General features: G+C 47.9%; 30 protein-coding genes and 3 tRNA genes. 15 read left to right on the plus strand and 18 right to left on the minus strand.

What is annotated here, in order from left to right; genetic code table 11:
• The 12 genes from DFR47_RS16840 to DFR47_RS22365 form a co-directional block, all read right to left on the minus strand.
• The coding region (locus tag DFR47_RS16840; RefSeq protein WP_210207336.1) for a lipocalin family protein at positions 1 to 353 on the minus strand (353 nt) is incomplete at its 3' end.
• Between the two features lie 180 nt (positions 354 to 533).
• Positions 534 to 1,130: a hypothetical protein gene (locus DFR47_RS16845; protein WP_113945586.1), complete on the minus strand. Its 597-nt coding sequence runs from the start codon at positions 1,128 to 1,130 to the stop codon at positions 534 to 536.
• 9 nt (positions 1,131 to 1,139) lie between these two features.
• Positions 1,140 to 1,403: a DUF2312 domain-containing protein gene (locus DFR47_RS16850; protein ID WP_113945587.1), complete on the minus strand. Its 264-nt coding sequence runs from the start codon at positions 1,401 to 1,403 to the stop codon at positions 1,140 to 1,142.
• 276 nt (positions 1,404 to 1,679) lie between these two features.
• Positions 1,680 to 1,832: a hypothetical protein gene (locus tag DFR47_RS21825; RefSeq protein ID WP_170137533.1), complete on the minus strand. Its 153-nt coding sequence runs from the start codon at positions 1,830 to 1,832 to the stop codon at positions 1,680 to 1,682.
• The gene (locus DFR47_RS16860) at positions 1,829 to 2,731 is read right to left on the minus strand and encodes a DUF1376 domain-containing protein (RefSeq protein ID WP_113945589.1); all 903 of its coding nucleotides are present in this window, start codon (positions 2,729 to 2,731) and stop codon (positions 1,829 to 1,831) included. Before DFR47_RS16860 ends, DFR47_RS21825 begins: the two co-directional genes overlap by 4 nt.
• On the minus strand, positions 2,728 to 4,161 hold the full coding sequence (locus tag DFR47_RS16865) for a replicative DNA helicase (protein ID WP_113945590.1): 1,434 nt from the start codon (positions 4,159 to 4,161) through the stop codon (positions 2,728 to 2,730). Before DFR47_RS16865 ends, DFR47_RS16860 begins: the two co-directional genes overlap by 4 nt.
• Complete coding sequence (locus tag DFR47_RS16870; protein ID WP_075656913.1) at positions 4,158 to 4,340, minus strand: hypothetical protein; 183 nt, start codon at positions 4,338 to 4,340, stop codon at positions 4,158 to 4,160. Before DFR47_RS16870 ends, DFR47_RS16865 begins: the two co-directional genes overlap by 4 nt.
• Positions 4,337 to 4,552 (minus strand): hypothetical protein, encoded by a 216-nt coding sequence (locus DFR47_RS16875; protein WP_075656912.1) that lies wholly within the window; start codon positions 4,550 to 4,552, stop codon positions 4,337 to 4,339. Before DFR47_RS16875 ends, DFR47_RS16870 begins: the two co-directional genes overlap by 4 nt.
• Complete coding sequence (locus DFR47_RS16880) at positions 4,536 to 4,730, minus strand: hypothetical protein (protein WP_113945591.1); 195 nt, start codon at positions 4,728 to 4,730, stop codon at positions 4,536 to 4,538. The genes DFR47_RS16875 and DFR47_RS16880 overlap by 17 nt, the downstream gene beginning before the upstream one ends.
• A 119-nt stretch (positions 4,731 to 4,849) precedes the next feature.
• Positions 4,850 to 5,158 (minus strand): hypothetical protein, encoded by a 309-nt coding sequence (locus DFR47_RS16885; RefSeq protein ID WP_147245607.1) that lies wholly within the window; start codon positions 5,156 to 5,158, stop codon positions 4,850 to 4,852.
• On the minus strand, positions 5,151 to 5,477 hold the full coding sequence (locus DFR47_RS21600; protein WP_147245609.1) for a hypothetical protein: 327 nt from the start codon (positions 5,475 to 5,477) through the stop codon (positions 5,151 to 5,153). The genes DFR47_RS16885 and DFR47_RS21600 overlap by 8 nt, the downstream gene beginning before the upstream one ends.
• Entirely contained in the window at positions 5,474 to 5,695 is a 222-nt protein-coding gene (locus tag DFR47_RS22365) for a helix-turn-helix domain-containing protein (RefSeq protein ID WP_113945593.1), read from the minus strand. Before DFR47_RS22365 ends, DFR47_RS21600 begins: the two co-directional genes overlap by 4 nt.
• Before the next feature lie 93 nt (positions 5,696 to 5,788).
• On the opposite strand from DFR47_RS22365, the gene DFR47_RS16895 reads away from it, so the two are divergent.
• The gene (locus DFR47_RS16895) at positions 5,789 to 6,205 is read left to right on the plus strand and encodes a helix-turn-helix domain-containing protein (RefSeq protein ID WP_113945594.1); all 417 of its coding nucleotides are present in this window, start codon (positions 5,789 to 5,791) and stop codon (positions 6,203 to 6,205) included.
• Between the two features lie 339 nt (positions 6,206 to 6,544).
• On the opposite strand, the gene DFR47_RS16900 is transcribed toward DFR47_RS16895, so the two are convergent.
• Complete coding sequence (locus DFR47_RS16900; RefSeq protein WP_113945595.1) at positions 6,545 to 7,276, minus strand: outer membrane protein; 732 nt, start codon at positions 7,274 to 7,276, stop codon at positions 6,545 to 6,547.
• Between the two features lie 521 nt (positions 7,277 to 7,797).
• Here DFR47_RS16900 and DFR47_RS21605 point away from each other — a divergent pair.
• Together DFR47_RS21605 and DFR47_RS16905 are read left to right on the plus strand one after the other, a co-directional pair.
• Positions 7,798 to 8,046, plus strand: coding sequence for a hypothetical protein (locus DFR47_RS21605; RefSeq protein ID WP_147245612.1), 249 nt, complete (start codon positions 7,798 to 7,800; stop codon positions 8,044 to 8,046).
• Positions 8,009 to 8,431 carry a DUF2335 domain-containing protein gene (locus tag DFR47_RS16905; protein ID WP_113945596.1) on the plus strand — a complete coding sequence of 141 codons (423 nt, stop codon included), beginning with the start codon at positions 8,009 to 8,011 and terminating at the stop codon, positions 8,429 to 8,431. The genes DFR47_RS21605 and DFR47_RS16905 overlap by 38 nt, the downstream gene beginning before the upstream one ends.
• A 267-nt stretch (positions 8,432 to 8,698) precedes the next feature.
• On the opposite strand, the gene DFR47_RS16910 is transcribed toward DFR47_RS16905, so the two are convergent.
• Positions 8,699 to 9,151 carry a pyridoxamine 5'-phosphate oxidase family protein gene (locus tag DFR47_RS16910; RefSeq protein ID WP_113945597.1) on the minus strand — a complete coding sequence of 151 codons (453 nt, stop codon included), beginning with the start codon at positions 9,149 to 9,151 and terminating at the stop codon, positions 8,699 to 8,701.
• A 109-nt stretch (positions 9,152 to 9,260) separates the two neighbouring features.
• Positions 9,261 to 10,472, minus strand: a complete 1,212-nt coding sequence (locus tag DFR47_RS16915) for a RelA/SpoT domain-containing protein (RefSeq protein ID WP_113945598.1) — start codon at positions 10,470 to 10,472, stop codon at positions 9,261 to 9,263.
• 150 nt (positions 10,473 to 10,622) lie between these two features.
• On the opposite strand from DFR47_RS16915, the gene DFR47_RS16920 reads away from it, so the two are divergent.
• The 7 genes from DFR47_RS16920 (at position 10,623) to DFR47_RS16950 (ending at position 13,750) form a co-directional block, all read left to right on the plus strand.
• Positions 10,623 to 10,958: a hypothetical protein gene (locus tag DFR47_RS16920; RefSeq protein WP_113945599.1), complete on the plus strand. Its 336-nt coding sequence runs from the start codon at positions 10,623 to 10,625 to the stop codon at positions 10,956 to 10,958.
• Positions 10,958 to 11,314 carry a hypothetical protein gene (locus tag DFR47_RS16925; RefSeq protein WP_113945600.1) on the plus strand — a complete coding sequence of 119 codons (357 nt, stop codon included), beginning with the start codon at positions 10,958 to 10,960 and terminating at the stop codon, positions 11,312 to 11,314. Before DFR47_RS16920 ends, DFR47_RS16925 begins: the two co-directional genes overlap by 1 nt.
• A gap of 76 nt (positions 11,315 to 11,390) precedes the next feature.
• Positions 11,391 to 12,167, plus strand: coding sequence for an ERF family protein (locus DFR47_RS16930; protein WP_113945601.1), 777 nt, complete (start codon positions 11,391 to 11,393; stop codon positions 12,165 to 12,167).
• The gene (locus DFR47_RS16935) at positions 12,164 to 12,787 is read left to right on the plus strand and encodes a lambda exonuclease family protein (protein ID WP_113945602.1); all 624 of its coding nucleotides are present in this window, start codon (positions 12,164 to 12,166) and stop codon (positions 12,785 to 12,787) included. The genes DFR47_RS16930 and DFR47_RS16935 overlap by 4 nt, the downstream gene beginning before the upstream one ends.
• Entirely contained in the window at positions 12,787 to 13,107 is a 321-nt protein-coding gene (locus DFR47_RS16940; RefSeq protein WP_113945603.1) for a hypothetical protein, read from the plus strand. Before DFR47_RS16935 ends, DFR47_RS16940 begins: the two co-directional genes overlap by 1 nt.
• Positions 13,108 to 13,115: 8 nt before the next feature.
• Positions 13,116 to 13,541 (plus strand): recombination protein NinB, encoded by a 426-nt coding sequence (locus DFR47_RS16945; protein WP_113945604.1) that lies wholly within the window; start codon positions 13,116 to 13,118, stop codon positions 13,539 to 13,541.
• Positions 13,541 to 13,750: a hypothetical protein gene (locus DFR47_RS16950; RefSeq protein ID WP_113945605.1), complete on the plus strand. Its 210-nt coding sequence runs from the start codon at positions 13,541 to 13,543 to the stop codon at positions 13,748 to 13,750. Before DFR47_RS16945 ends, DFR47_RS16950 begins: the two co-directional genes overlap by 1 nt.
• A gap of 8 nt (positions 13,751 to 13,758) precedes the next feature.
• Here DFR47_RS16950 and DFR47_RS21835 read toward each other — a convergent pair whose 3' ends face one another.
• Positions 13,759 to 13,935 carry a hypothetical protein gene (locus tag DFR47_RS21835; RefSeq protein ID WP_170137534.1) on the minus strand — a complete coding sequence of 59 codons (177 nt, stop codon included), beginning with the start codon at positions 13,933 to 13,935 and terminating at the stop codon, positions 13,759 to 13,761.
• A 68-nt stretch (positions 13,936 to 14,003) separates the two neighbouring features.
• Between DFR47_RS21835 and DFR47_RS16955 the strand changes: the two genes are divergently transcribed.
• Genes DFR47_RS16955 through DFR47_RS16965 form a run of 3 tightly spaced genes read left to right on the plus strand, consistent with a single transcriptional unit; the run spans position 14,004 to position 15,773 of the window.
• Positions 14,004 to 14,387, plus strand: coding sequence for an HNH endonuclease (locus tag DFR47_RS16955; RefSeq protein WP_113945606.1), 384 nt, complete (start codon positions 14,004 to 14,006; stop codon positions 14,385 to 14,387).
• Positions 14,384 to 14,626, plus strand: a complete 243-nt coding sequence (locus DFR47_RS16960; RefSeq protein WP_113945607.1) for a hypothetical protein — start codon at positions 14,384 to 14,386, stop codon at positions 14,624 to 14,626. The genes DFR47_RS16955 and DFR47_RS16960 overlap by 4 nt, the downstream gene beginning before the upstream one ends.
• On the plus strand, positions 14,598 to 15,773 hold the full coding sequence (locus DFR47_RS16965) for a tyrosine-type recombinase/integrase (RefSeq protein WP_113945608.1): 1,176 nt from the start codon (positions 14,598 to 14,600) through the stop codon (positions 15,771 to 15,773). The genes DFR47_RS16960 and DFR47_RS16965 overlap by 29 nt, the downstream gene beginning before the upstream one ends.
• A 41-nt stretch (positions 15,774 to 15,814) precedes the next feature.
• On the opposite strand, the gene DFR47_RS16970 is transcribed toward DFR47_RS16965, so the two are convergent.
• Together DFR47_RS16970 and DFR47_RS16975 are read right to left on the minus strand one after the other, a co-directional pair.
• Positions 15,815 to 15,888 (minus strand) — tRNA-Cys (locus DFR47_RS16970).
• Between the two features lie 155 nt (positions 15,889 to 16,043).
• A complete protein-coding gene (locus tag DFR47_RS16975; protein WP_483470858.1) occupies positions 16,044 to 16,382 on the minus strand; it encodes a hypothetical protein in 339 nt (112 codons plus the stop codon).
• A gap of 376 nt (positions 16,383 to 16,758) precedes the next feature.
• Between DFR47_RS16975 and DFR47_RS16980 the strand changes: the two genes are divergently transcribed.
• A tRNA-Asn gene (locus DFR47_RS16980) sits at positions 16,759 to 16,833 on the plus strand.
• A 271-nt stretch (positions 16,834 to 17,104) separates the two neighbouring features.
• Positions 17,105 to 17,179 (plus strand) — tRNA-Asn (locus DFR47_RS16985).
• Positions 17,180 to 17,363: the final 184 nt, after the last annotated feature.

The following is a 17,363-nucleotide window of genomic DNA, read 5'->3' on the forward strand; positions in this document are numbered from 1 at the left end:
CCACCATAGAACGGACCGAAGAAAGAAACTTTGAGTGCGCCCTCGTACTCATTTCGTACAAAAACTGCAGTTCCTGAAGCTCGTTTATGTCTGCCGGATATCTCGTCGATACCGCTATTCAATACATTCACGGTGCCATCGCCGTTAAGAGTGTATTCGGCAGTGGTTTTAATCAGGCCTTTTTCAAAGCGGTTATCGACACGGGCAACCTCAAACCACTTCCCAAGATATCGGTTTAGCTCGAAACCCGTGACAGGAGTAACATTGTCAGGAATTTGAGGATTACCTGCTTTATATAACTTATATCCTGCGAATATACCAAGTGCAGCCAATAATAGCTTTTTAGCGCTCATAACAAACTCCTGTCAGTTATATTGTGAACGCATATGGGTGTTGAGAGTTCCGCAATCTACCGCTTGAAACAAAAAAGGCAGCTTTTAAGCTGCCTCTCAAATCGGATTACCCCGATGGTATGAAGGATGACATTAATTAATGTTCATGTCAAGTTCTTCAATGAATCTCGATATGTTCTTTTATGTGAGTTCGTAATGCTGTGCCAGCGCTGTCAACCCACGCTTGAGATATTGAACCATATGAGGCAAATGCATGCCTTCTGCTTCATCCCGCACACAGACTTTTTTAGTGACTGATGTGACTGGTCGCCCAGACATATCAACCTCGCCAAGAGCTTGCTCAATCTTCATAATGCGATTAGCTGCTGCCCTCGCGCAGTCTGGCCTGTCAACATTGCTGTGACCACGCACACCACGAACATCATGGGCTTTGATGGTTGGGAATGGAATGCCTGTCAACGCATAGTATCGGGCGTAGTCTTTCGCCATACGCATGCCTGCCTCATACTGAACCTTGGTGATTTCATCAGGGTTGAGAAGATGCAGGCGGCCAAGCGCAGAGCCAGCTTCTTGTGTATCTGCCTCCTTGATGGACATGCCCATTTTGACACGGTTCGCTACAGCCACAGACTTCACCTCTTTTTCAGTTTCAATAAGCCGGAGTACAACGGCTGATTTTCGGCGTGATTTACGCCCGTTTGCCTCACGCTCTGCAGCCGGCAATGAAGGCCGACCGCGTTTTGCTTTTAATTTCTGTGCTTTGCTGTATGCCGCCATTCTGTTTCCTTATGCCATCCCCAACGCGTCCATATAAAGCTGCAGCATGGCATCTTCCTCGGCACGTTCGTGATCTTCCTTCTTACGAAGTCGGATGATTTCCTTGAATGCCTTCACATCAAAGCCGCTGCCTTTAAGTTCTGCGACCACCTCTTTTTGATCATCGGAGATAGCCCGCTTCTCTTCGTCCAGTCTTTCGTAGCGCTCAATGAAAGCGCGAAGCTGGCCAACTGCAATCGACTGTGCACTTTCGCCGGTAATGTCATCACTCATTGCTTAATCCTTATGCTGCGTGTTTTTGAAGAAGTGGCTCAAGGCCTTCCGAGGTGCGAATGTCATCAAGAATGCTCAAAACATCATGCCATGTCGCAATTTTAGGTCGGCCTTTCCCGAATGAAATTTTGTACCGGCGTTTGAAACAGGTGACCGTGATGCCCCGTGCCTGCAAGAAAGTCTGAATGGAAAGAAATGTGCTGCTGAAACCTGCCTCATAGCGCCTTGCCCCACCGTTCTTCCTGAGCCAGTCTGAAATCAAAATTGCTTCCGCCTTCATCGTGCTGCCTGCCTCATACGTTTGAAATTATTGATCTGTGCGGTTCGTTCTGCATGTATTAGCCGCTCAATTTCAGCCTCTGACCTGCCAGTAGCTGCCGCAATATCCAGCGTGTCCTTGCCCATGCGAAACATATCGAGTGCCGTCATGCTGCCACTCCGATGACCTGCCAGCCCTTGCCGTCATCAGGCTTGAGAAGGTGCTCGGGAATACGACAGCCGTCCTGCCATGGCAGAGCCCCGAGCCGAGGATTCCAGCGACGATGCAGTCTTGCTTGCTCAAGGAAAAACTCGAGCTTGCGTTCCTGTTCAGCCTGAGGCAGCGCGAAAACATCAATCTTTGTCACAGTTGCAGGCTTCACCAATCCCGCACCAGCTTTGATCCGGTTATTGTAGGCATCACGGATCGCGCCGATGAAATATGCCCATGAATTGGCTGGCTTAGACATTCGGGTCGCTACAGCGCGAATTGTCGGCAAAATATCTGTTTCCAGATCAACACCATTGTTGATCAACTCCAAAATCGCTGCGACGACCAGTGCACCGTGCGGCTGAATTTTCCCGTCAGCCGCTTCCGTCAGCCTTTTCGTTAAATCTTTGACGTCTAGATTTTGCTTTTGAGAAAGATCAGCAACAGCCTCGCGCACCTGCGCGTTAGAAGCTTTAGCTTCTTTTGGTTCTGGTTCTGATTGGTTGAACCGTGGTGATTTTAAGCCTTTGTTTTTATTAGGGCGAGAACGATTTTCAGCCTGTTTATCTTGAAGTTTTCTCAGAGTTTCGAGCTCGATAATTGCGCGTTCATTTGTCAGAAACTCGCCGTTCACGATAATCTTGCCCATCGCAACAAGCGACCCGCGTAAGGAATTCCACTTCCGAACCGTGCATCCAAGCAGGCCGGAAATGTAACGTGCATCATCAGGAAGGTTGCCGCCCTGCATGTAAATCAGATCAAGGACGAGCCGATAAGCAGCCTTTGTTTCGAAGTCCATGCCTATAGTACCTTCGATAAAATCGCGTGGATATGCTTTGTAATACGGGAGGCCATTCATGCTTCATACCTCGCTGCGTTTCTGACTGCAGAGCAAGCGACATCAATGAACAGGTCAACCTGCGTGACCGGTCCGTTGCGCTGCTTTGCAATGTGGAATTCAAGTTTGTTTTTTACTTCTGCCAGCCTGTCCTGACGGGCAATTTCCTTATCAACATCATCATGCTTTTCACGCTCAAGGTAATAAGCCTCGCGGTAAAGAAAGATGATTGTGTCTGCATCCTGTTCAATAGCGCCACTATCGCGTAAGGCGGACAACTGAGGGCGTTTATCGGCTTGTTGCTCTACCGCGCGATTGAGCTGTGAGAGAAGCACAACAGAAATATCGTACTCGCGCGCCATAGATTTGAGCGCACCGGTCATTTCCGCAATTTCATTGGTGCGGTTGCCAGAATAGCGATTGCTGGCACGGATCAGCCCAAGGTGGTCAATCATCAAGCAATCAAGATTGTGCCCAGCCTTTTCAGAGGCTTCCAGCATCACTTCAAGTTTGACGCGGATATCAGAAATAGAAAGCCCGGACTGTTCTTCAATAAGCAGCGGCAAGCCGTCCATTTCTTGCTGAACGCGCTTCAATGCGTACAAGTCTGACTGAGACAATCGACCTGTAACTAAATCCTGATAAGGAATACGAATATTATCGTCATAGGCCAGATCAGACACTGCTCTGGCCGCAAGCTTCTCAGCATCCATCTCAAGCGAAATGAAGCCAACACCATGCCCCTGTTTGGCAAGTTTGCAGGCAACGGACATTGCAACAGAAGTTTTCCCCATAGACGGACGAGCGCCAATTAGCGTCAGATCACGCTTATGAATGCCGCCGGTCACATGATTGATGTCCGACAATCCCCACGACAGACCGGTAATACCTGTGCCGGTCGCCATAGCGATTTCAGCCGCGATGATTGCGTTTGATGCGGCGTGAGACACAGAGACTTGAGACTTGCGTTTCGAGCCTCGGCGTAAATCAGAAACGATATCATCAAAAATCACACCAGCCTTTGTGACTAATTCCGCAGGATTGGAATTCGGATCACGTGCGGCGGCACTTAGACTTTCGGCCTGATCTGCCAGTGCCAATCGTGCTGATTGCTCAATAACCTGTTTGGCGGTCTTCTCGATATTGGCAGAGCCAAGCACTGACGAAGTGGCAAGGCGAGCAAGATAATGCGAAATACCCTGCCCTGTAGACTGTTCGTGTGTTTCTGCTACAGCTTGAGGTAGCAGCTTGACCAGAATATCAGGACGCGCAGAATTATAGCGCTCATGTGCCGAAGCGATTGCCTGATAGATATGCTGATGAACAGGCTCAATGAAGTGCCTGGCTTCCAGCATAGATGCCACACGGCCAAAACCGCCCAGCATCAGCGAGCCAAGAACCTCTTGTTCAATTTCAATGACAAAATCAGTTTGGTTGAGTGCAATGGTCATACCGCACCCAAGTTTTTCTGAATGATTGGACTTTCATAGCAGTAGAAAGCTTTCAGGCAGCGCTTCGCTTCAACGGCATCCGAAAATGCGCCGGTGTGATCAGCCTTGGCCTTAGCATCGACATAAGCTTGCCAGAGGGTAAATTCATCTGTTGTTACTGACATAAGTACAGGCTTCATGCTGCCTCACTTTCGCGCTCTTGACGGCGGGAGATTTCAGCATCAATCAACCTCACAACCTGACGGCGATGCTGTAAAATCTCCTCCTGTTGAATGAACCAAGCTTCACCGCGCGTTTTCTTAATCCGGTGAAGCGATATGAAATCTTTGAGGGAATTGACTTGTCCCTCGGCAATTGTGCGCATAGTGCGCAGATTAAGAGTGACCGCCATGCGGCACCCGATACGTTTGAGAGCCGCCAAACAGATCATCGCCAGCAGGCTGCAAAAGACCACTATCAATCAGCCAGCGGCCAACGATGACCGGCACTGTCCGGCAGTCAGGCAATGTGAAATAGACGTACCCGCCGCCCTTTTCGACGGCGCGAGTTTCCTGTGAATGTTCACGCACTAGCGTTGCCCCCCCTCTAGACGAGAAAGAACCAGCTTGGTGAAGCGGGGCATTTTCAATTCCTCTGTCATTCTCTCAACTCCGGGCAAATCCATTCGGCTGCACCTGCAGCCCAAGTTCTAAAACTGACGGCGATCTTGTGCCGCCGGCTGAATGACAGCCATCGCAGCAATACGGGCGGTTTCGGCGCGATATGCGGCTTGTTTTCTTCTCCCATCGAGGATTGCCTTCATTTCTTCGATTTCTCTGTTTTCAATCCTGCTAGCTTCTTTGTTGAAGACAGCCCTCACTCTGCGGCGCGTCCACGCACCGTTGCGCTTACTCAAATCTGAATACGCCCGCTCCAGCATGGACTTGATCGTTTCGCGAACACCGCGCTGACCAATGATTTCGTCCAACAGAGAAGCGGCCATATCGACATCAGTCATCGTCGGCTCCTTGGCTGAAAAATCCACGTGCGTGGCTAAAATATCCACGTTCTTGGATGAAATTCCCACGTTCATGGGTGGCTCCTTTGCTAAGTTTGACCTTGCGAGGGACAAACGAAACAGGAGCAACCAGTGCATGGAGCCAGTGGGAAAGATTGCGCTGCGCATTTTGTACAAAAACAGACATGTGCAGATACACCGTCAAAGGACGGGAATTGATGGCCGAGACGATCAAGCGGGGATAAAGAACCGCCTCGGCCTCACCGGTGGGAGGAGTAACCGATGAAATGAAACTGTATGAAAGGGTCGCGTGGCTCATGCTGCGCAATCCTTTTTACAGAGAGAGGCAAACATATCTGGGCGCAAATCACGGCAAGAGATGCCGGTTAGCGCTTCCATTTGCATGACCTTCAAAGCTGAAACTTTTCGAGCGCCAGTCTCATAACGATGCCATTGAACGCCGCTGATGCCGATAAGGGCCCCAGCCTCGTCTAAGCTATATCCTTTGGCAGTTCGCCATTCTTTTATGGTTTCCATATTGGTAATATTACCGATTTGGTAATTTTAGTCAATCGCTGACTTACCAAAATCGACATTCAATCCAATACAGACAATGTTTATTATGCACCCATGACGAGTACAGAACACACAGCGCTACCAAAGCTATTCATTCGTGAATGGGCAAAGCACAAAGGCTTTGACCAAAAAATCCTTGCCGAAAAAATGGACACTACCGAGGCAACTGTGTCCCGACTTTTGTCCGGGCAAAGAAAGATGACGCTTGAGTGGCTAACTGCATTTTCTGAAGTATTAGGCTGCGCGCCTGCAGATATGTTCATAGCACCTAACGGTGAGCGCTCTCCAATTCGTGGGGCGGAACAAATCCGTGAAACTCTGAAGCGTATTCAGGGCTTAACAGACCACGACGTTCAACTGCATTTTGAGCTCATCATGCGTGATATTAAATTTAACGCCGCCGAATATGAACAAAGCCAAGCTGATGATCAACCTCAACTCGCCACTCCCCTCCGTGAGCCAAAGCCATAGATTCAGCTAGCTCTTTAGCTTGGAAATCGACTTTTCTCATTGCTGCCAGTAGGCCACCATTAAGCGTGGCCACACGTAGCAATTCCAGCTTGTCAGCTTCCTTCCCGGCTTCAATGCGAGCAAACTTAATCATTCTCCAACTCCGCGGACAACCTCTCACAATACGCTCACTGCATTTGTAAGAATCTCCGTTCTCACAAACTGCTATCATTCCAGAAAATTAGAACATATCAAGAACAAATTTCAGTTTTACAAACAAAATAATTTCCATAGATGCCTTACTTAGACATAAAAAAAGCCACCCAATGTGGGTGGCTTTTTATCAGTTATAGGCTTTGATTAGAACTTGTAGTTCAGCCCTACACGAACTGTGTGGAAAGGTGTCTTGGCTGCTACATTTATACGGGTGAAATCGTCACCAAGTGTAAATTTGGATTTACCTAAGTCTGTGTAGAGGTACTCGCTCTTCATTGTCCAATTATTGGTAAATGCATATTCTGCACCGGCACCTACAGTATAGCCCACACGTGTCTCAGAGTTGGAGATATCTGCACCGCCGCCAAATGCATTGATGCCTGCATATGTCTTTACCTTGCCGTAAGCAACACCACCGGTTGCATAGACCATGAAGCGATCAACTGGCGTGTAACCAAGGCGGACACGTGTCGTACCGAACCAATTGATTTTTGAACCAGCTTCGATACCGCCAACGCCATTGATGTTTGCTGAAATCTCGCCCTTAAGGTTGGCTACCTGGATGTCAGTTTCAATACCAACAATAGTTTTGTCAAATTGCCAGTTATAACCAGCCTGGATACCACCAACAAAGCCGCTTGAATTCAGGTTCAAAGAACCTGAGCCAACATTTGTCCAGCCATTGTTGTTAACTTCCAAGTCAATCGGGTGCTTGAACTTACCGCCAGCATAGCCAGCATTCACACCGATGTATCCACCAGTCCATGAAAAGATGTCAACAACAACTGGTGCCGGCTCCGTATACACAACCGCATCAGCTGCATAGGCTGAACTTGCGGCGAAAAAAACGGCGGAAGCTAATAAAATCTGTTTCATATTTAATCCCCTGTTTGTTTAGGTGGGGTCAAAATATGACTAAAACCCATCAAGCAATATAGCAAAAATACAACACAGAACCAAAATGAGGTGCGATGTAATTTATATAAATCGCATATATATTTACAATCAGCATCTTATCTGTAAACTCTTATAAATATACTAAGATAATTAAATTTAATTATACATTATTATTGCCCCTTGCCATCATAAAGGGCAGTTTTCCAGCGCACAAATAGAAGCCTCAGGCGGCACTCAGCCTTCTTCTGTTTTGAGAATCGAGCAGATTTTTAACACATGGCGAAGGATGCACTAGATGTGGTGGTGATTGGAATTGGGGAGCACAAATAGGCGCATATGACAATTATACCGAAAAATAAACGGCGAATTCGTTAGTCACATTTTCATTGCATTTAACTCTTATAGTAACTAAAGCAGCCAACAGAGAATGAGATAAAAATACCAATCTTCGTAAATTTGTTAATTTGACTCTTATAAATGGTAGTGATTAGAGTGTAGCCATGAAAAAGATTGCGAAAAAAGACATTTACAATACGAAAATCCAACCAAGACAAGGCCGTCTTGGGTTGGTTGGTAGTGTTGTGACTGGATTTGCAGCGCTTTTAGCTATTTCCGGCTCCAGCAACATTACTAATTTCACTAAAGGCATGTCGGCCACAAACTCCCTCAGGGGGGACTTTGTACGCCTTGGTGGGGATATGAGATCAGCGATTGCAAAAGAACGTAAACGGTCAAAAACCAATAGCTAAATCTGACAAAACACCAACGCACAATGGCGAGCCAAACGGAACGCTAGTCAGCATTGAGCAGACTTCATCGTGGTCCGGTCCATTACCTTCCCCAGTTCACTTAGAACAGTACAGCGCGATCGTTGAAAACGGAGCTGAGCGTATTTTCAAGGCATGGGAAGAAGAGTCAAAGCATCGTCGCGACTTAGAGAAGAAAGAGCTAACTTGGGTGATTTTTGAAACCATCCTTGGAAAGGTTTTTGCACTCTTATTTGTAATTATGGCACTATCGTTAGCCGCATACTCCATTTACTCAGGGCAGAGCTGGGTTGGCGCAGTCCTAGGAACTGGAGTGCTCGCATCTGTCGTAACAGCGTTTGTCGCAGTCAACCGAAAGCAAAAATAACATAGCGCCGGTCACTCCGGCGCTTTTCTTTTGTGCACACTTTGCAGATATTTGCAAAATGCCAAAGCTCTCAAATTACCATCTCCTTTGATCGCAAACTCGTGATTATTTCTGGACTCTTAAAATCAACTGAATTAGATTGGGATTAGGTTACGCACTCTCTAACCTTAGCATTCAGAGGGGGCTCTGTAAGGTGAATTGATTGAGCTGCGCAACCTGCAAAGCCTACCCCACAAAGCAAAGCCTCGGGTAATACCGAGGCTTTTGCTATTCATGATTTACAGTTGCATGTCCTGTTGCCTGCAAAATTGACACCCTAAAATAAACAGGAACCAGCGGCCGCTCTTTCCCACGTAGAACAGTTCGAGTATAAGCAGGCTCCCACCACTCAGGAGTGCGGGATAATAGCCTGTGTGCGAACATATGAAGACTATCCCCATCCATAGATTTTAGGATGCCTTCAAATTTCCCCGCGACTACTAAACTCTTCCAATCGTTGACCGCTTTTATTTCAGTAAAGCTTACGCAGACATTATCGTTTATCTGCATGATATCTAACTTTCGGCCTACCGTGGTCAAAGCATAAAGATATCCGCCATTATGGACAAACCTGAGAGGAACCACATATGGGAAATTCGATAGAGCGCATGCAAGATAACCAATATTAACGGTATCCAGCATTGCTGAAATCTCAGCCTCATTCATGTCTCTGATTTTCATGTCGTGCCTCCTTCTCTGCTTAATGAGCGATTATAGCACGGATAGACTGCTCCCTAGATCACGTTTTCCCAGCCCGCCTCGTGCGGGCTTTTTGCTGCCTTGCGCTTCATTATCTATTGAAATACTTCAGCCACGACAAATCAAATGAGCGCTTAGCATTCTGCCCTGACTGCACATTTGCAAATACAATATCTTTCAGTCGATCAGTAAACATCTGAACATCAAGAAAATAATTCGGATATGCTTCGCGAAGATTTTCTGCCTTATCAACCTCAACCAACACAGAGTTAACTCCTGAATGCCTTCTTTCTTCCCCTGAGTACGCATCAGCAGCGCTGCCAACCCTACTATAGCCGCGCACACGAATATCTTTATTCACGCTATCGTACTGTATAAGGAAGTAATTAGAGTGCTTCCCGACATAACTCTCTGTGTACTTAACCGCTTGATTTAGCGTCTCTAGAAACTTAACAGCATCAAGCTCCTTGCTGAGCGCAATCAACTCGGCCCGCCTCAGTCTCGCTTCCACTGGAGTGTCAGGAACTATCGGGCAATCTTCTTCATCTGCGAACTCTGATGACATTAGAGCAAATAAACGGAGCCACCTTGGGCACCCTTCCCCAGATTTTAGCTCTTCTTTCCGTACCATCCCAACCGCTTCTATTGCTGTTGACCATGCATGCTGCAGTTTGGTTCTGATCTGAATTTCAACCCTGCGTTTATCGTACTGCACTTCATGCGGCTTGGCTTGAAACTCAATAATCAAGTGATGTCCGCGATAACCAGATGTCTTAGGGGCTTCGACATAATCCTTGCTCCATTGGACGCTATGAGCAGTACCCCCGTTATAATACATAGCAACGAGTGTCTTCATCTCATCAAGCGTGGACATAATAGCCCTGCACCCGCAAAGGTCTTGCATTTGATGCAACTTAGTCGTTGACCCTGACAACTTTCGACGAATTGATTTCATGCGCTTCATCCGAGCGGATGTTATTCCGACTTTCTTGTCTTTCCGGATATTTCCCATCAACTCGTGGCGTACACGATGCATAGGGTAAGCATGAGAATCCCGCCAGTTGTATGCGATCTTGAAAACACGAATAACCTCCTCCAACTCATCCGCATCATACGGGATATCTTGAGCTAGCATCTTGCCAGCCCTTTTTAGATCGCCCGTACTGAATTCATAAATCGGATAATTCGCCACAACTTCGCCCCGCTCTTTCGAATCTTTGAAAGAGTTAATCAGGGATTTTACGAAGTGGGGAGTCCGGAAGAAGCTATCCGAAAATAATGAAAACTTACGCTCTCTTTTCATGCCCTGATTCTAGCATGGCTGGAGCGTGGCTGCAAATAAATTACCATATTGGCAATTCAAACATTGACGCCTCATTACCAATTTGGTAATTATATATCCATCAACAGCGCGAAGAAGCAACCGCCGATCCGCTAACCGATGGAGAGAAACATGCCCGCAGCATTGCATACCACCCACACAGATTTGACCGGCGCAGAGGCAGTAAATGCCAAGCCAGCCGCAAAGCCTGCAAAACGCGGTCGTGACTACTCCAAGCAGTCAAAAGCTATGAAAATGGCATGGGCAAGCTACCGCAAATGGGAAGCGGACTGGATCAAGGATTTCAACGAACCGGTTGGCCGCTTTGTCCGCGCTCAGTTCAATATGTATCTGCGCAATGCCTACCAGACCATGCGCATTGCAGCGATGGGAACCGTCACCATCACCCGCGAAGAAGCTCAATTCATCGGCTCCGACTGCCTGATGAAAATGCAGGAGGCAGCGTAATGATTAATCTTTCCAGCATCAGACAGGCATTTAACGACCTGTATCGGGCAGTCGAAGCCGAAGGCGGGCAAGCACAAGATAACGACACTTACGGAATAGGAAAGAATGACGGCTTAGACCTCGCCCTAGTCAAACTTGAAGCAGCGGGATTTGACCGTGGCGAAAGCCTATTCGACCAAATTGTAGCGGCGGCTCAAGTGGCAATCAAAGACGATCTGATCGACGCCCATATTGAGATTGAGCGCCTGAAAATTGAACGCAGCAGCCTGCAAACAGCACTGGACAAGGCGCACGGGCTTATCGCCACTCAGCGCAAGCCTGCCTATGTCGCGCCAAAACTGCGGGTGGTCAACTGATGTCTCAAGACCTTTGCGCCCTCGCCTCAATGTCAATCTTTGTGGCTGTTTTCCTCACTTATATCGGAGCATTTTCATGAGCGCCGCACTTGAAATTCATACGCCTACAGAAACTCAACCTTATCGCGCAGATACCCCTATGATCTCTATGATTGAGCGTATCGCAATGGATCCCAATATCCCTTTGGATCGCCTTGAGAAAATGCTCGACATGAAAGAGCGTATGGAAGACCGCGCCCGTGAAGATGAAGAGCGTCAAGCGAAGAAGGCATATTTTGCCGCTATGTCAAAATGCCAGTCCGAATTGCCGGTCGTTATCAAGAACCGTGGCAACGACCATACTAAGTCGCGCTATGCTGATCTGGCGGCAATCGAAGAACAGGCAATGCCAACCATTCATAAGCATGGTTTTGCCGTTTCATTTCAGCCAGACGGTTACAACAATAAGGGCGAACTTCGCATTATCTGGGAGATTTCCCACGCAGAAGGCCACTCACGCAATGGCGTAGGTGAAATCCCTGTTGATGGCGCAGGCGCTCAAGGCAAGGTCAATAAAACCGGAACTCAGGCGTTCGGTAGTACGGCCACCTATGGCCGCCGGTATCTGCTTTGCATGTTGTTCAATATCAGCACCGGCGACGACACGGACGGCAATAATCAGCCAGTCAAACAGTACAGCACCATTTCACAAGATCAGGTGAAAACCCTCCTGCAGCTCATCGAAGAAACTGGCACTGACATTGAACAGTTTTGCAGGGTCGGAAAAATCAACTCTCTGCCAGAAATGATCTCTGAAAACTACGACAGAGCGGTCAGCCTTCTTGAAGAACGTAAAAAGAGGATGGCGCAATGATGCAGGTTTACAACGATATCGAACAAGGCACACCAGAATGGTTTGCTGCCCGCGCTGGCATCCCGACGGCATCGCGCTTCTCAACTGTCATGGCAAAAGGCGAAGGCAAAACTCGCGCTGAATACATGAGAAAGCTGGCAGGTGAGATTATCACCGGTGAGCTCGCAGAAGGCTTCACAACCCCGCACATGGAGCGCGGCAAGCTGATGGAAGATGAAGCGCGTGAGACTTATGCCTTCATCAATAGCGTCGAGCCTTATCAAGTCGGCTTCATCCGTAGCGGCGATAAAGGCGCAAGCCCTGATAGTCTGATTGGAACCAATGGCGGTTTAGAAATTAAGACTGCCCTTCCTCACATCCAGATTGACCGGCTTGAGCGTGATCGACTGCCACCGGAGCATAAAGCACAAGTGCAAGGCAATCTTTGGGTATCGGAGCGTGAATGGTGGGATTTCGTGTCCTACTGGCCTCGCCTGCCAATGCTGATCACGCGCGTTTACCGCGATGAGCCGTACATCAAAACTATGTCCGGTGAGATTGACCGCTTCAACGATGAAAAAGCGGCACTGGTCGAGCGCATCCGCGCCTACGGACAAGAACCATCGAAGGAATCAGCGTAATGGCAAGTAAGAAAATTCGCGATCTACTGGTTAAAGTCGGCTCGTACACTGACCGCAATACTGGCCAAGAAAAATCACGCTGGAAGAATGTCGGAGCCCTCATGCAGAATGAGGAAAACGGCGAAGTCAGCTATTTCATTATGCTCGACAAGACCTTCAATCCTGCCGGCGTACCGGACAAAGATAATCGCGAAAGCATCCTAATAAGCGCATTTGTGCCGCAGGATCGCAATGCATCGCAGCAAAGCGGCGGCACCCAGCGATCAAGCTATGACGAGCAGTCAGGTGGCTTCCACCCTGATGATGCCATTCCGTACTGAGGTGTTTCATGGAAAAACAGCGTTTCGTTCTCATAAGTCCAGAAGTTCGTCAGAATGCAATCCGCAAACTCATGGCGCTCCCTGACGGCCATACAGCGACATTCGCACCACCAACCCGAAGCGGAGGGCAGAATGATTTCTTTCATTCAATTTGTTCTGACATTGCGAAGTCTGGTTTTGAATGGGCGGGCAAACCGCGAAAGCCGGAAGAATGGAAAGTTTTGCTCGTTTCCGGCCACACAAAAGCAACACAAGGCGAAGTCGAATTTGTGCCAGGACTTGAAGGCGAATTCGTAAACATCCGCGAAAGCACCGCCCGCATGTCAGTTAAACGCGCTGCATCCCTACTCGAATACGCGCTGGCGTGGTGCGCCGATCACAACATCCCCCTCACCGACACACGCCGCCAAGGTTATTTTCAGGAGGCAGCATAATGCAGACTGTTCCCCTTACCGCTCCTTATGAGTTTCGCCGCAGTAAAAAGCTGGCGCAGGCTCATATCCGTTCAACAACCGAATTAATGAGCGCTCCCGAAGTATTAGCCAACCGTCAAAAACGCCTGAATGACCGGATCACCGATATTCTGGCTGATGAACTAACTGCAGCACTGTCCTCCCTCAACTTCAATGAGGCACAGTCATGATCAAGCATTTACTTCTTGGACGGGGCATCAAGGGCATTCACCGCTTCTTTAAGTCGCTTTTCAACCTTTTGTCCTTTTGGAGGGATTTGCCCCTCTTCATTCAAAGCGCTCTTTGCAGGCTCTTCCACTGTCTCAATTTTTGTATCTGTAACTTTGTTCTGATTGGCAGTTTTGGGGTAGGTCATAAATCAACTCCTTCTCCAAAACTCAACTCGCAAAAGACAAATACGTTCCAATTTTTGTGGGGTTTGCAATGAATAAGCGCATGGAATTTACCCGCAAGGACAAGGCAAAGATCATCGCCCGTGCAAACGGCAAATGTGAAAAATGCTCTGCAATGCTTAAAACCGGTGAAGGCGAAGTGGATCACATTCTGCCTTGCGCTCTCGGTGGCGAGGCAACGGTTGCCAATGGCCGCCTGCTCTGCCGTGTCTGCCATGTTGAAAAGACAGCAGACGATATTCGGCGCGTCAGGAAATCAGACCGGCAACGTGACAAGGCCAACGGCGCGGTACGGCCAAAGTCTGCATTGGCAGGCCGGAAACGACCAAAGCCGGCACTCACAAAAACACTGCCACCACGCCCAATGTATATAACCGCAGGGGATGGAAGCGCGGCACAAGGAGGTCGGGAATGAAATCTATCACTTCAAAGAACATCCCACGCCTTGGCCTCAACCGGTCAGAAGTTGCGCTGGCACTCGGCGTCGCTCCGAATACCGTCGATGCTATGGTCAAAGAAGGCGTACTGCCGCAACCTCGTGTTTGGCATTCTCGCAAGTTCTGGCGTGTAACCGAGATTGATGCAGCAATGAACGAATGGCCAACAGCAGAGAGACAGGAGACTGATGCATCCCAATGGCGTGCATCCACCTGAAACCATGACAAAACTCAATCTGCCCTACATCGAGCGCAATGTCTCGCGTCATCATAAAGTTCGCTATTATTACCGATTTGAAGGAAAGCGCATTGCCCGCCTGCCGGACAATCCTGAAAGCCCAGAGTTTACAACTGAATACTGGCGCATCCGAAACGGCATAAATGACGGAACAGGAGCGCAGAGAGTTTTCAGCGCATCGGACAACCCGCGCCTTGGCACATTCCACCACCTGTGCATCAATTATCTGCAATCCACTTCTTTCAAGACACTGGATAAAACCACTCAAGCCAAACGGCGGGCAATCATTGACAGTATGCTGCTGGAAAAGCTCTCGCCAAACAGCTCACTTATATTCGCCAATATGCCGGCCAGCGAGCTTGATGTGAGTAATATTGAGGTATTGCGCGACCGCAAGAAAGACACGCCTTTTGCGGCTGATGAGCGTCTGAAAATCCTGCGACAGATATTTGAAGCTGGAATTCCCAAACTGGTTAAACAAAACCACGCAAAGCTAGTGAAATCATTCAGGAAAAAGACCGAGGGTCACGCTACCCTACATTCAGACGATATCGCCAAATACATCACGAAGCACGGTGTAAAATCAAAGGCCGTATTAGCTCTGACCATCCTTATGTACACCGGTGTCCGTGTCTCTGATCTGGCATTATTGGGACCGCGCCACAGACGCGGCGATATCATAAGCCTGCGTGTATTCAAAAATCGCAATCGCAATCCGGTAGTCTTGGATTTACCCGTGCATCCAATTCTCGATGCGGTACTGAATATGCATCCTGCAGATACTGAAACCTATGTGACCACAGACCATGGGAAGCCATTCAGCATTAAAGGCCTTGGCAATCGAATCTCGGACTGGTTCACACAAGCTGGCCTGCCCCATCTGACTGCGCACAGCGTCCGCAAAGGACTGGCAACAAACATTGCTGAGAATGAAGCAACAGACCTTATGCTTGAGGGAATGTTCGGATGGAAAGACAGCAAAACATCCAAAATCTATACCAGGAGCGCTCAACGCTCGAAGCTGGCAAGACAAGCTGTTTCTAAGATAGACTGGGGAAGTTTAGACAGTGTTCTGCCACACCCAAATTCGGGTGAGGAGTTCCGCGACAAAAACAAGGGAAAATAAATGAGCTATTTCAGCTACTTACACCGCCAAAGTGTGGCAGTTGGAGGCCTCGCCCGGAATCGAACCGGGGTGCAAGGATTTGCAGTCCTCTGCGTAACCACTCCGCCACGAGGCCATCCGTATGTGGTTGAAAGCTCAATAGGTTAAGCCGATTGACTCGTCAAGCCTCCCTGGCACGCTTTCTGTGAAAATTTAAATTTCCAATCAAAATAATGCAGATGGCGGCTCTGTTGTTCACAGCTTCTCCATTTTTTACACTACTTAAACGGCTTATTCCGGTTTGGATGCCTTTTCAGCACGCTTACGGGCTCTGTATTCACGCCACCGGCGTAATAGTCCAACCTCTGATTTCCTTCTGATCCGTCTGATGCGGCTGGAATCACGTGAAAGAATAATTAACCCAAGCGGCAACATCCAAACGCCAAGCACCGGTAAAAAGCTGAATACACCTCCGACAACCAGACTGCCGCCTAATGCTCGTCGCAACCAGACAGATTGCGGCAACGGAATCGTTTTTCCAAACAGTTTGATCCGATGCGCTCCACTTACAGCGCCATCAGTCTCCTGCTTAGTCGCAGTATCATCAATATCACGATCCGGTTTTAACAAGCTGCCTGCCCTGCTTATATCTCAGTTCCACAATTAGCTTTTCTATATAAGAACTATTTTTCCCTATAAAACATCGTCACCAGAAATTTCGTCTTTTCATAACCAAAGCAGCACCTTCAAAATACAGATTCGAATTCCCATATACTAAGGTACTGATTCCGCTAGTTTTTACGTGCAATCACACAACCACAACAACTTTAAGATGTTAGAGCCAGCCGATCTGTGGATAGAAAATCATATTCCTTCAGGATTTAAGCCCGAAAATTCGCGTATTTCCAGAAAATCCGCTAAAAAGTTGATAAAAAAGCGAAAAGGGGCTTGGCAAAGCAGAAAATCATTTGCTATACGCCAAATCGCTGAAAGCAAGAGCACCTGTTCCTCGGTAGCTCAGCGGTAGAGCAACCGGCTGTTAACCGGTTGGTCGCTGGTTCGAATCCGGCCCGGGGAGCCACTCTTTCCTAATAAAGAGCGTGCAAATTTTCCAAACTGACAATACAGAAAATCACTCCCTATAAGGGAACTCTATGTGATTATATTCCCTCATCTAAATATCTGAAATAAATGATATTTATCATTTCCCCTCGCTGCTTGAACTGAGCGAATAATCAGAAAAAACATTTCCTGTCATAAATCTGCTTTTTTCCTGTAGAATATCAAAATAAGGGCTTGGCAAGAGCATTTTGCGTTGCTATACGGCTGTCATGCAAATGCAGAGCAACTGTTCCTCGGTAGCTCAGCGGTAGAGCAACCGGCTGTTAACCGGTTGGTCGCTGGTTCGAATCCGGCCCGGGGAGCCACTCTTCTTATAAGAGTTTTGATCTGTATATTTTCAATTATAATTTAGCTGATGTTTTGTATTGCTTGTTGCAAGCATATAAAAGCTTTTTACCATCATGCATATTCTAATAATGTAAATCCCCCCACTTACTCACATCACTCAAAAGCAAAAAATTACGATTTTTTACAACGGAACACAAAAGT

Origin of the sequence: Pseudochrobactrum asaccharolyticum (assembly GCF_003314995.1) — a bacterium.
GTDB lineage: Bacteria > Pseudomonadota > Alphaproteobacteria > Rhizobiales > Rhizobiaceae > Pseudochrobactrum > Pseudochrobactrum asaccharolyticum.

Excerpts from the sequence above, each read along its gene's own strand:
- DFR47_RS16845 (WP_113945586.1), bottom strand. The coding sequence starts at position 1,130 with ATGGCGGCATACAGCAAAGCACAGAAATTAAAAGCAAAACGCGGTCGG.
- DFR47_RS16850 (WP_113945587.1), bottom strand. The coding sequence starts at position 1,403 with ATGAGTGATGACATTACCGGCGAAAGTGCACAGTCGATTGCAGTTGGC.
- DFR47_RS21825 (WP_170137533.1), bottom strand. The coding sequence starts at position 1,832 with ATGACGGCACTCGATATGTTTCGCATGGGCAAGGACACGCTGGATATT.
- DFR47_RS16860 (WP_113945589.1), bottom strand. The coding sequence starts at position 2,731 with ATGAATGGCCTCCCGTATTACAAAGCATATCCACGCGATTTTATCGAA.
- DFR47_RS16865 (WP_113945590.1), bottom strand. The coding sequence starts at position 4,161 with ATGACCATTGCACTCAACCAAACTGATTTTGTCATTGAAATTGAACAA.
- DFR47_RS16870 (WP_075656913.1), bottom strand. The coding sequence starts at position 4,340 with ATGAAGCCTGTACTTATGTCAGTAACAACAGATGAATTTACCCTCTGG.
- DFR47_RS16875 (WP_075656912.1), bottom strand. The coding sequence starts at position 4,552 with ATGGCGGTCACTCTTAATCTGCGCACTATGCGCACAATTGCCGAGGGA.
- DFR47_RS16885 (WP_147245607.1), bottom strand. The coding sequence starts at position 5,158 with ATGACTGATGTCGATATGGCCGCTTCTCTGTTGGACGAAATCATTGGT.
- DFR47_RS21600 (WP_147245609.1), bottom strand. The coding sequence starts at position 5,477 with ATGAGCCACGCGACCCTTTCATACAGTTTCATTTCATCGGTTACTCCT.
- DFR47_RS22365 (WP_113945593.1), bottom strand. The coding sequence starts at position 5,695 with ATGGAAACCATAAAAGAATGGCGAACTGCCAAAGGATATAGCTTAGAC.
- DFR47_RS16895 (WP_113945594.1), top strand. The coding sequence starts at position 5,789 with ATGACGAGTACAGAACACACAGCGCTACCAAAGCTATTCATTCGTGAA.
- DFR47_RS16900 (WP_113945595.1), bottom strand. The coding sequence starts at position 7,276 with ATGAAACAGATTTTATTAGCTTCCGCCGTTTTTTTCGCCGCAAGTTCA.
- DFR47_RS21605 (WP_147245612.1), top strand. The coding sequence starts at position 7,798 with ATGAAAAAGATTGCGAAAAAAGACATTTACAATACGAAAATCCAACCA.
- DFR47_RS16910 (WP_113945597.1), bottom strand. The coding sequence starts at position 9,151 with ATGAAAATCAGAGACATGAATGAGGCTGAGATTTCAGCAATGCTGGAT.
- DFR47_RS16915 (WP_113945598.1), bottom strand. The coding sequence starts at position 10,472 with ATGAAAAGAGAGCGTAAGTTTTCATTATTTTCGGATAGCTTCTTCCGG.
- DFR47_RS16920 (WP_113945599.1), top strand. The coding sequence starts at position 10,623 with ATGCCCGCAGCATTGCATACCACCCACACAGATTTGACCGGCGCAGAG.
- DFR47_RS16925 (WP_113945600.1), top strand. The coding sequence starts at position 10,958 with ATGATTAATCTTTCCAGCATCAGACAGGCATTTAACGACCTGTATCGG.
- DFR47_RS16930 (WP_113945601.1), top strand. The coding sequence starts at position 11,391 with ATGAGCGCCGCACTTGAAATTCATACGCCTACAGAAACTCAACCTTAT.
- DFR47_RS16935 (WP_113945602.1), top strand. The coding sequence starts at position 12,164 with ATGATGCAGGTTTACAACGATATCGAACAAGGCACACCAGAATGGTTT.
- DFR47_RS16940 (WP_113945603.1), top strand. The coding sequence starts at position 12,787 with ATGGCAAGTAAGAAAATTCGCGATCTACTGGTTAAAGTCGGCTCGTAC.
- DFR47_RS16945 (WP_113945604.1), top strand. The coding sequence starts at position 13,116 with ATGGAAAAACAGCGTTTCGTTCTCATAAGTCCAGAAGTTCGTCAGAAT.
- DFR47_RS16950 (WP_113945605.1), top strand. The coding sequence starts at position 13,541 with ATGCAGACTGTTCCCCTTACCGCTCCTTATGAGTTTCGCCGCAGTAAA.
- DFR47_RS21835 (WP_170137534.1), bottom strand. The coding sequence starts at position 13,935 with ATGACCTACCCCAAAACTGCCAATCAGAACAAAGTTACAGATACAAAA.
- DFR47_RS16955 (WP_113945606.1), top strand. The coding sequence starts at position 14,004 with ATGAATAAGCGCATGGAATTTACCCGCAAGGACAAGGCAAAGATCATC.
- DFR47_RS16960 (WP_113945607.1), top strand. The coding sequence starts at position 14,384 with ATGAAATCTATCACTTCAAAGAACATCCCACGCCTTGGCCTCAACCGG.
- DFR47_RS16965 (WP_113945608.1), top strand. The coding sequence starts at position 14,598 with ATGCATCCCAATGGCGTGCATCCACCTGAAACCATGACAAAACTCAAT.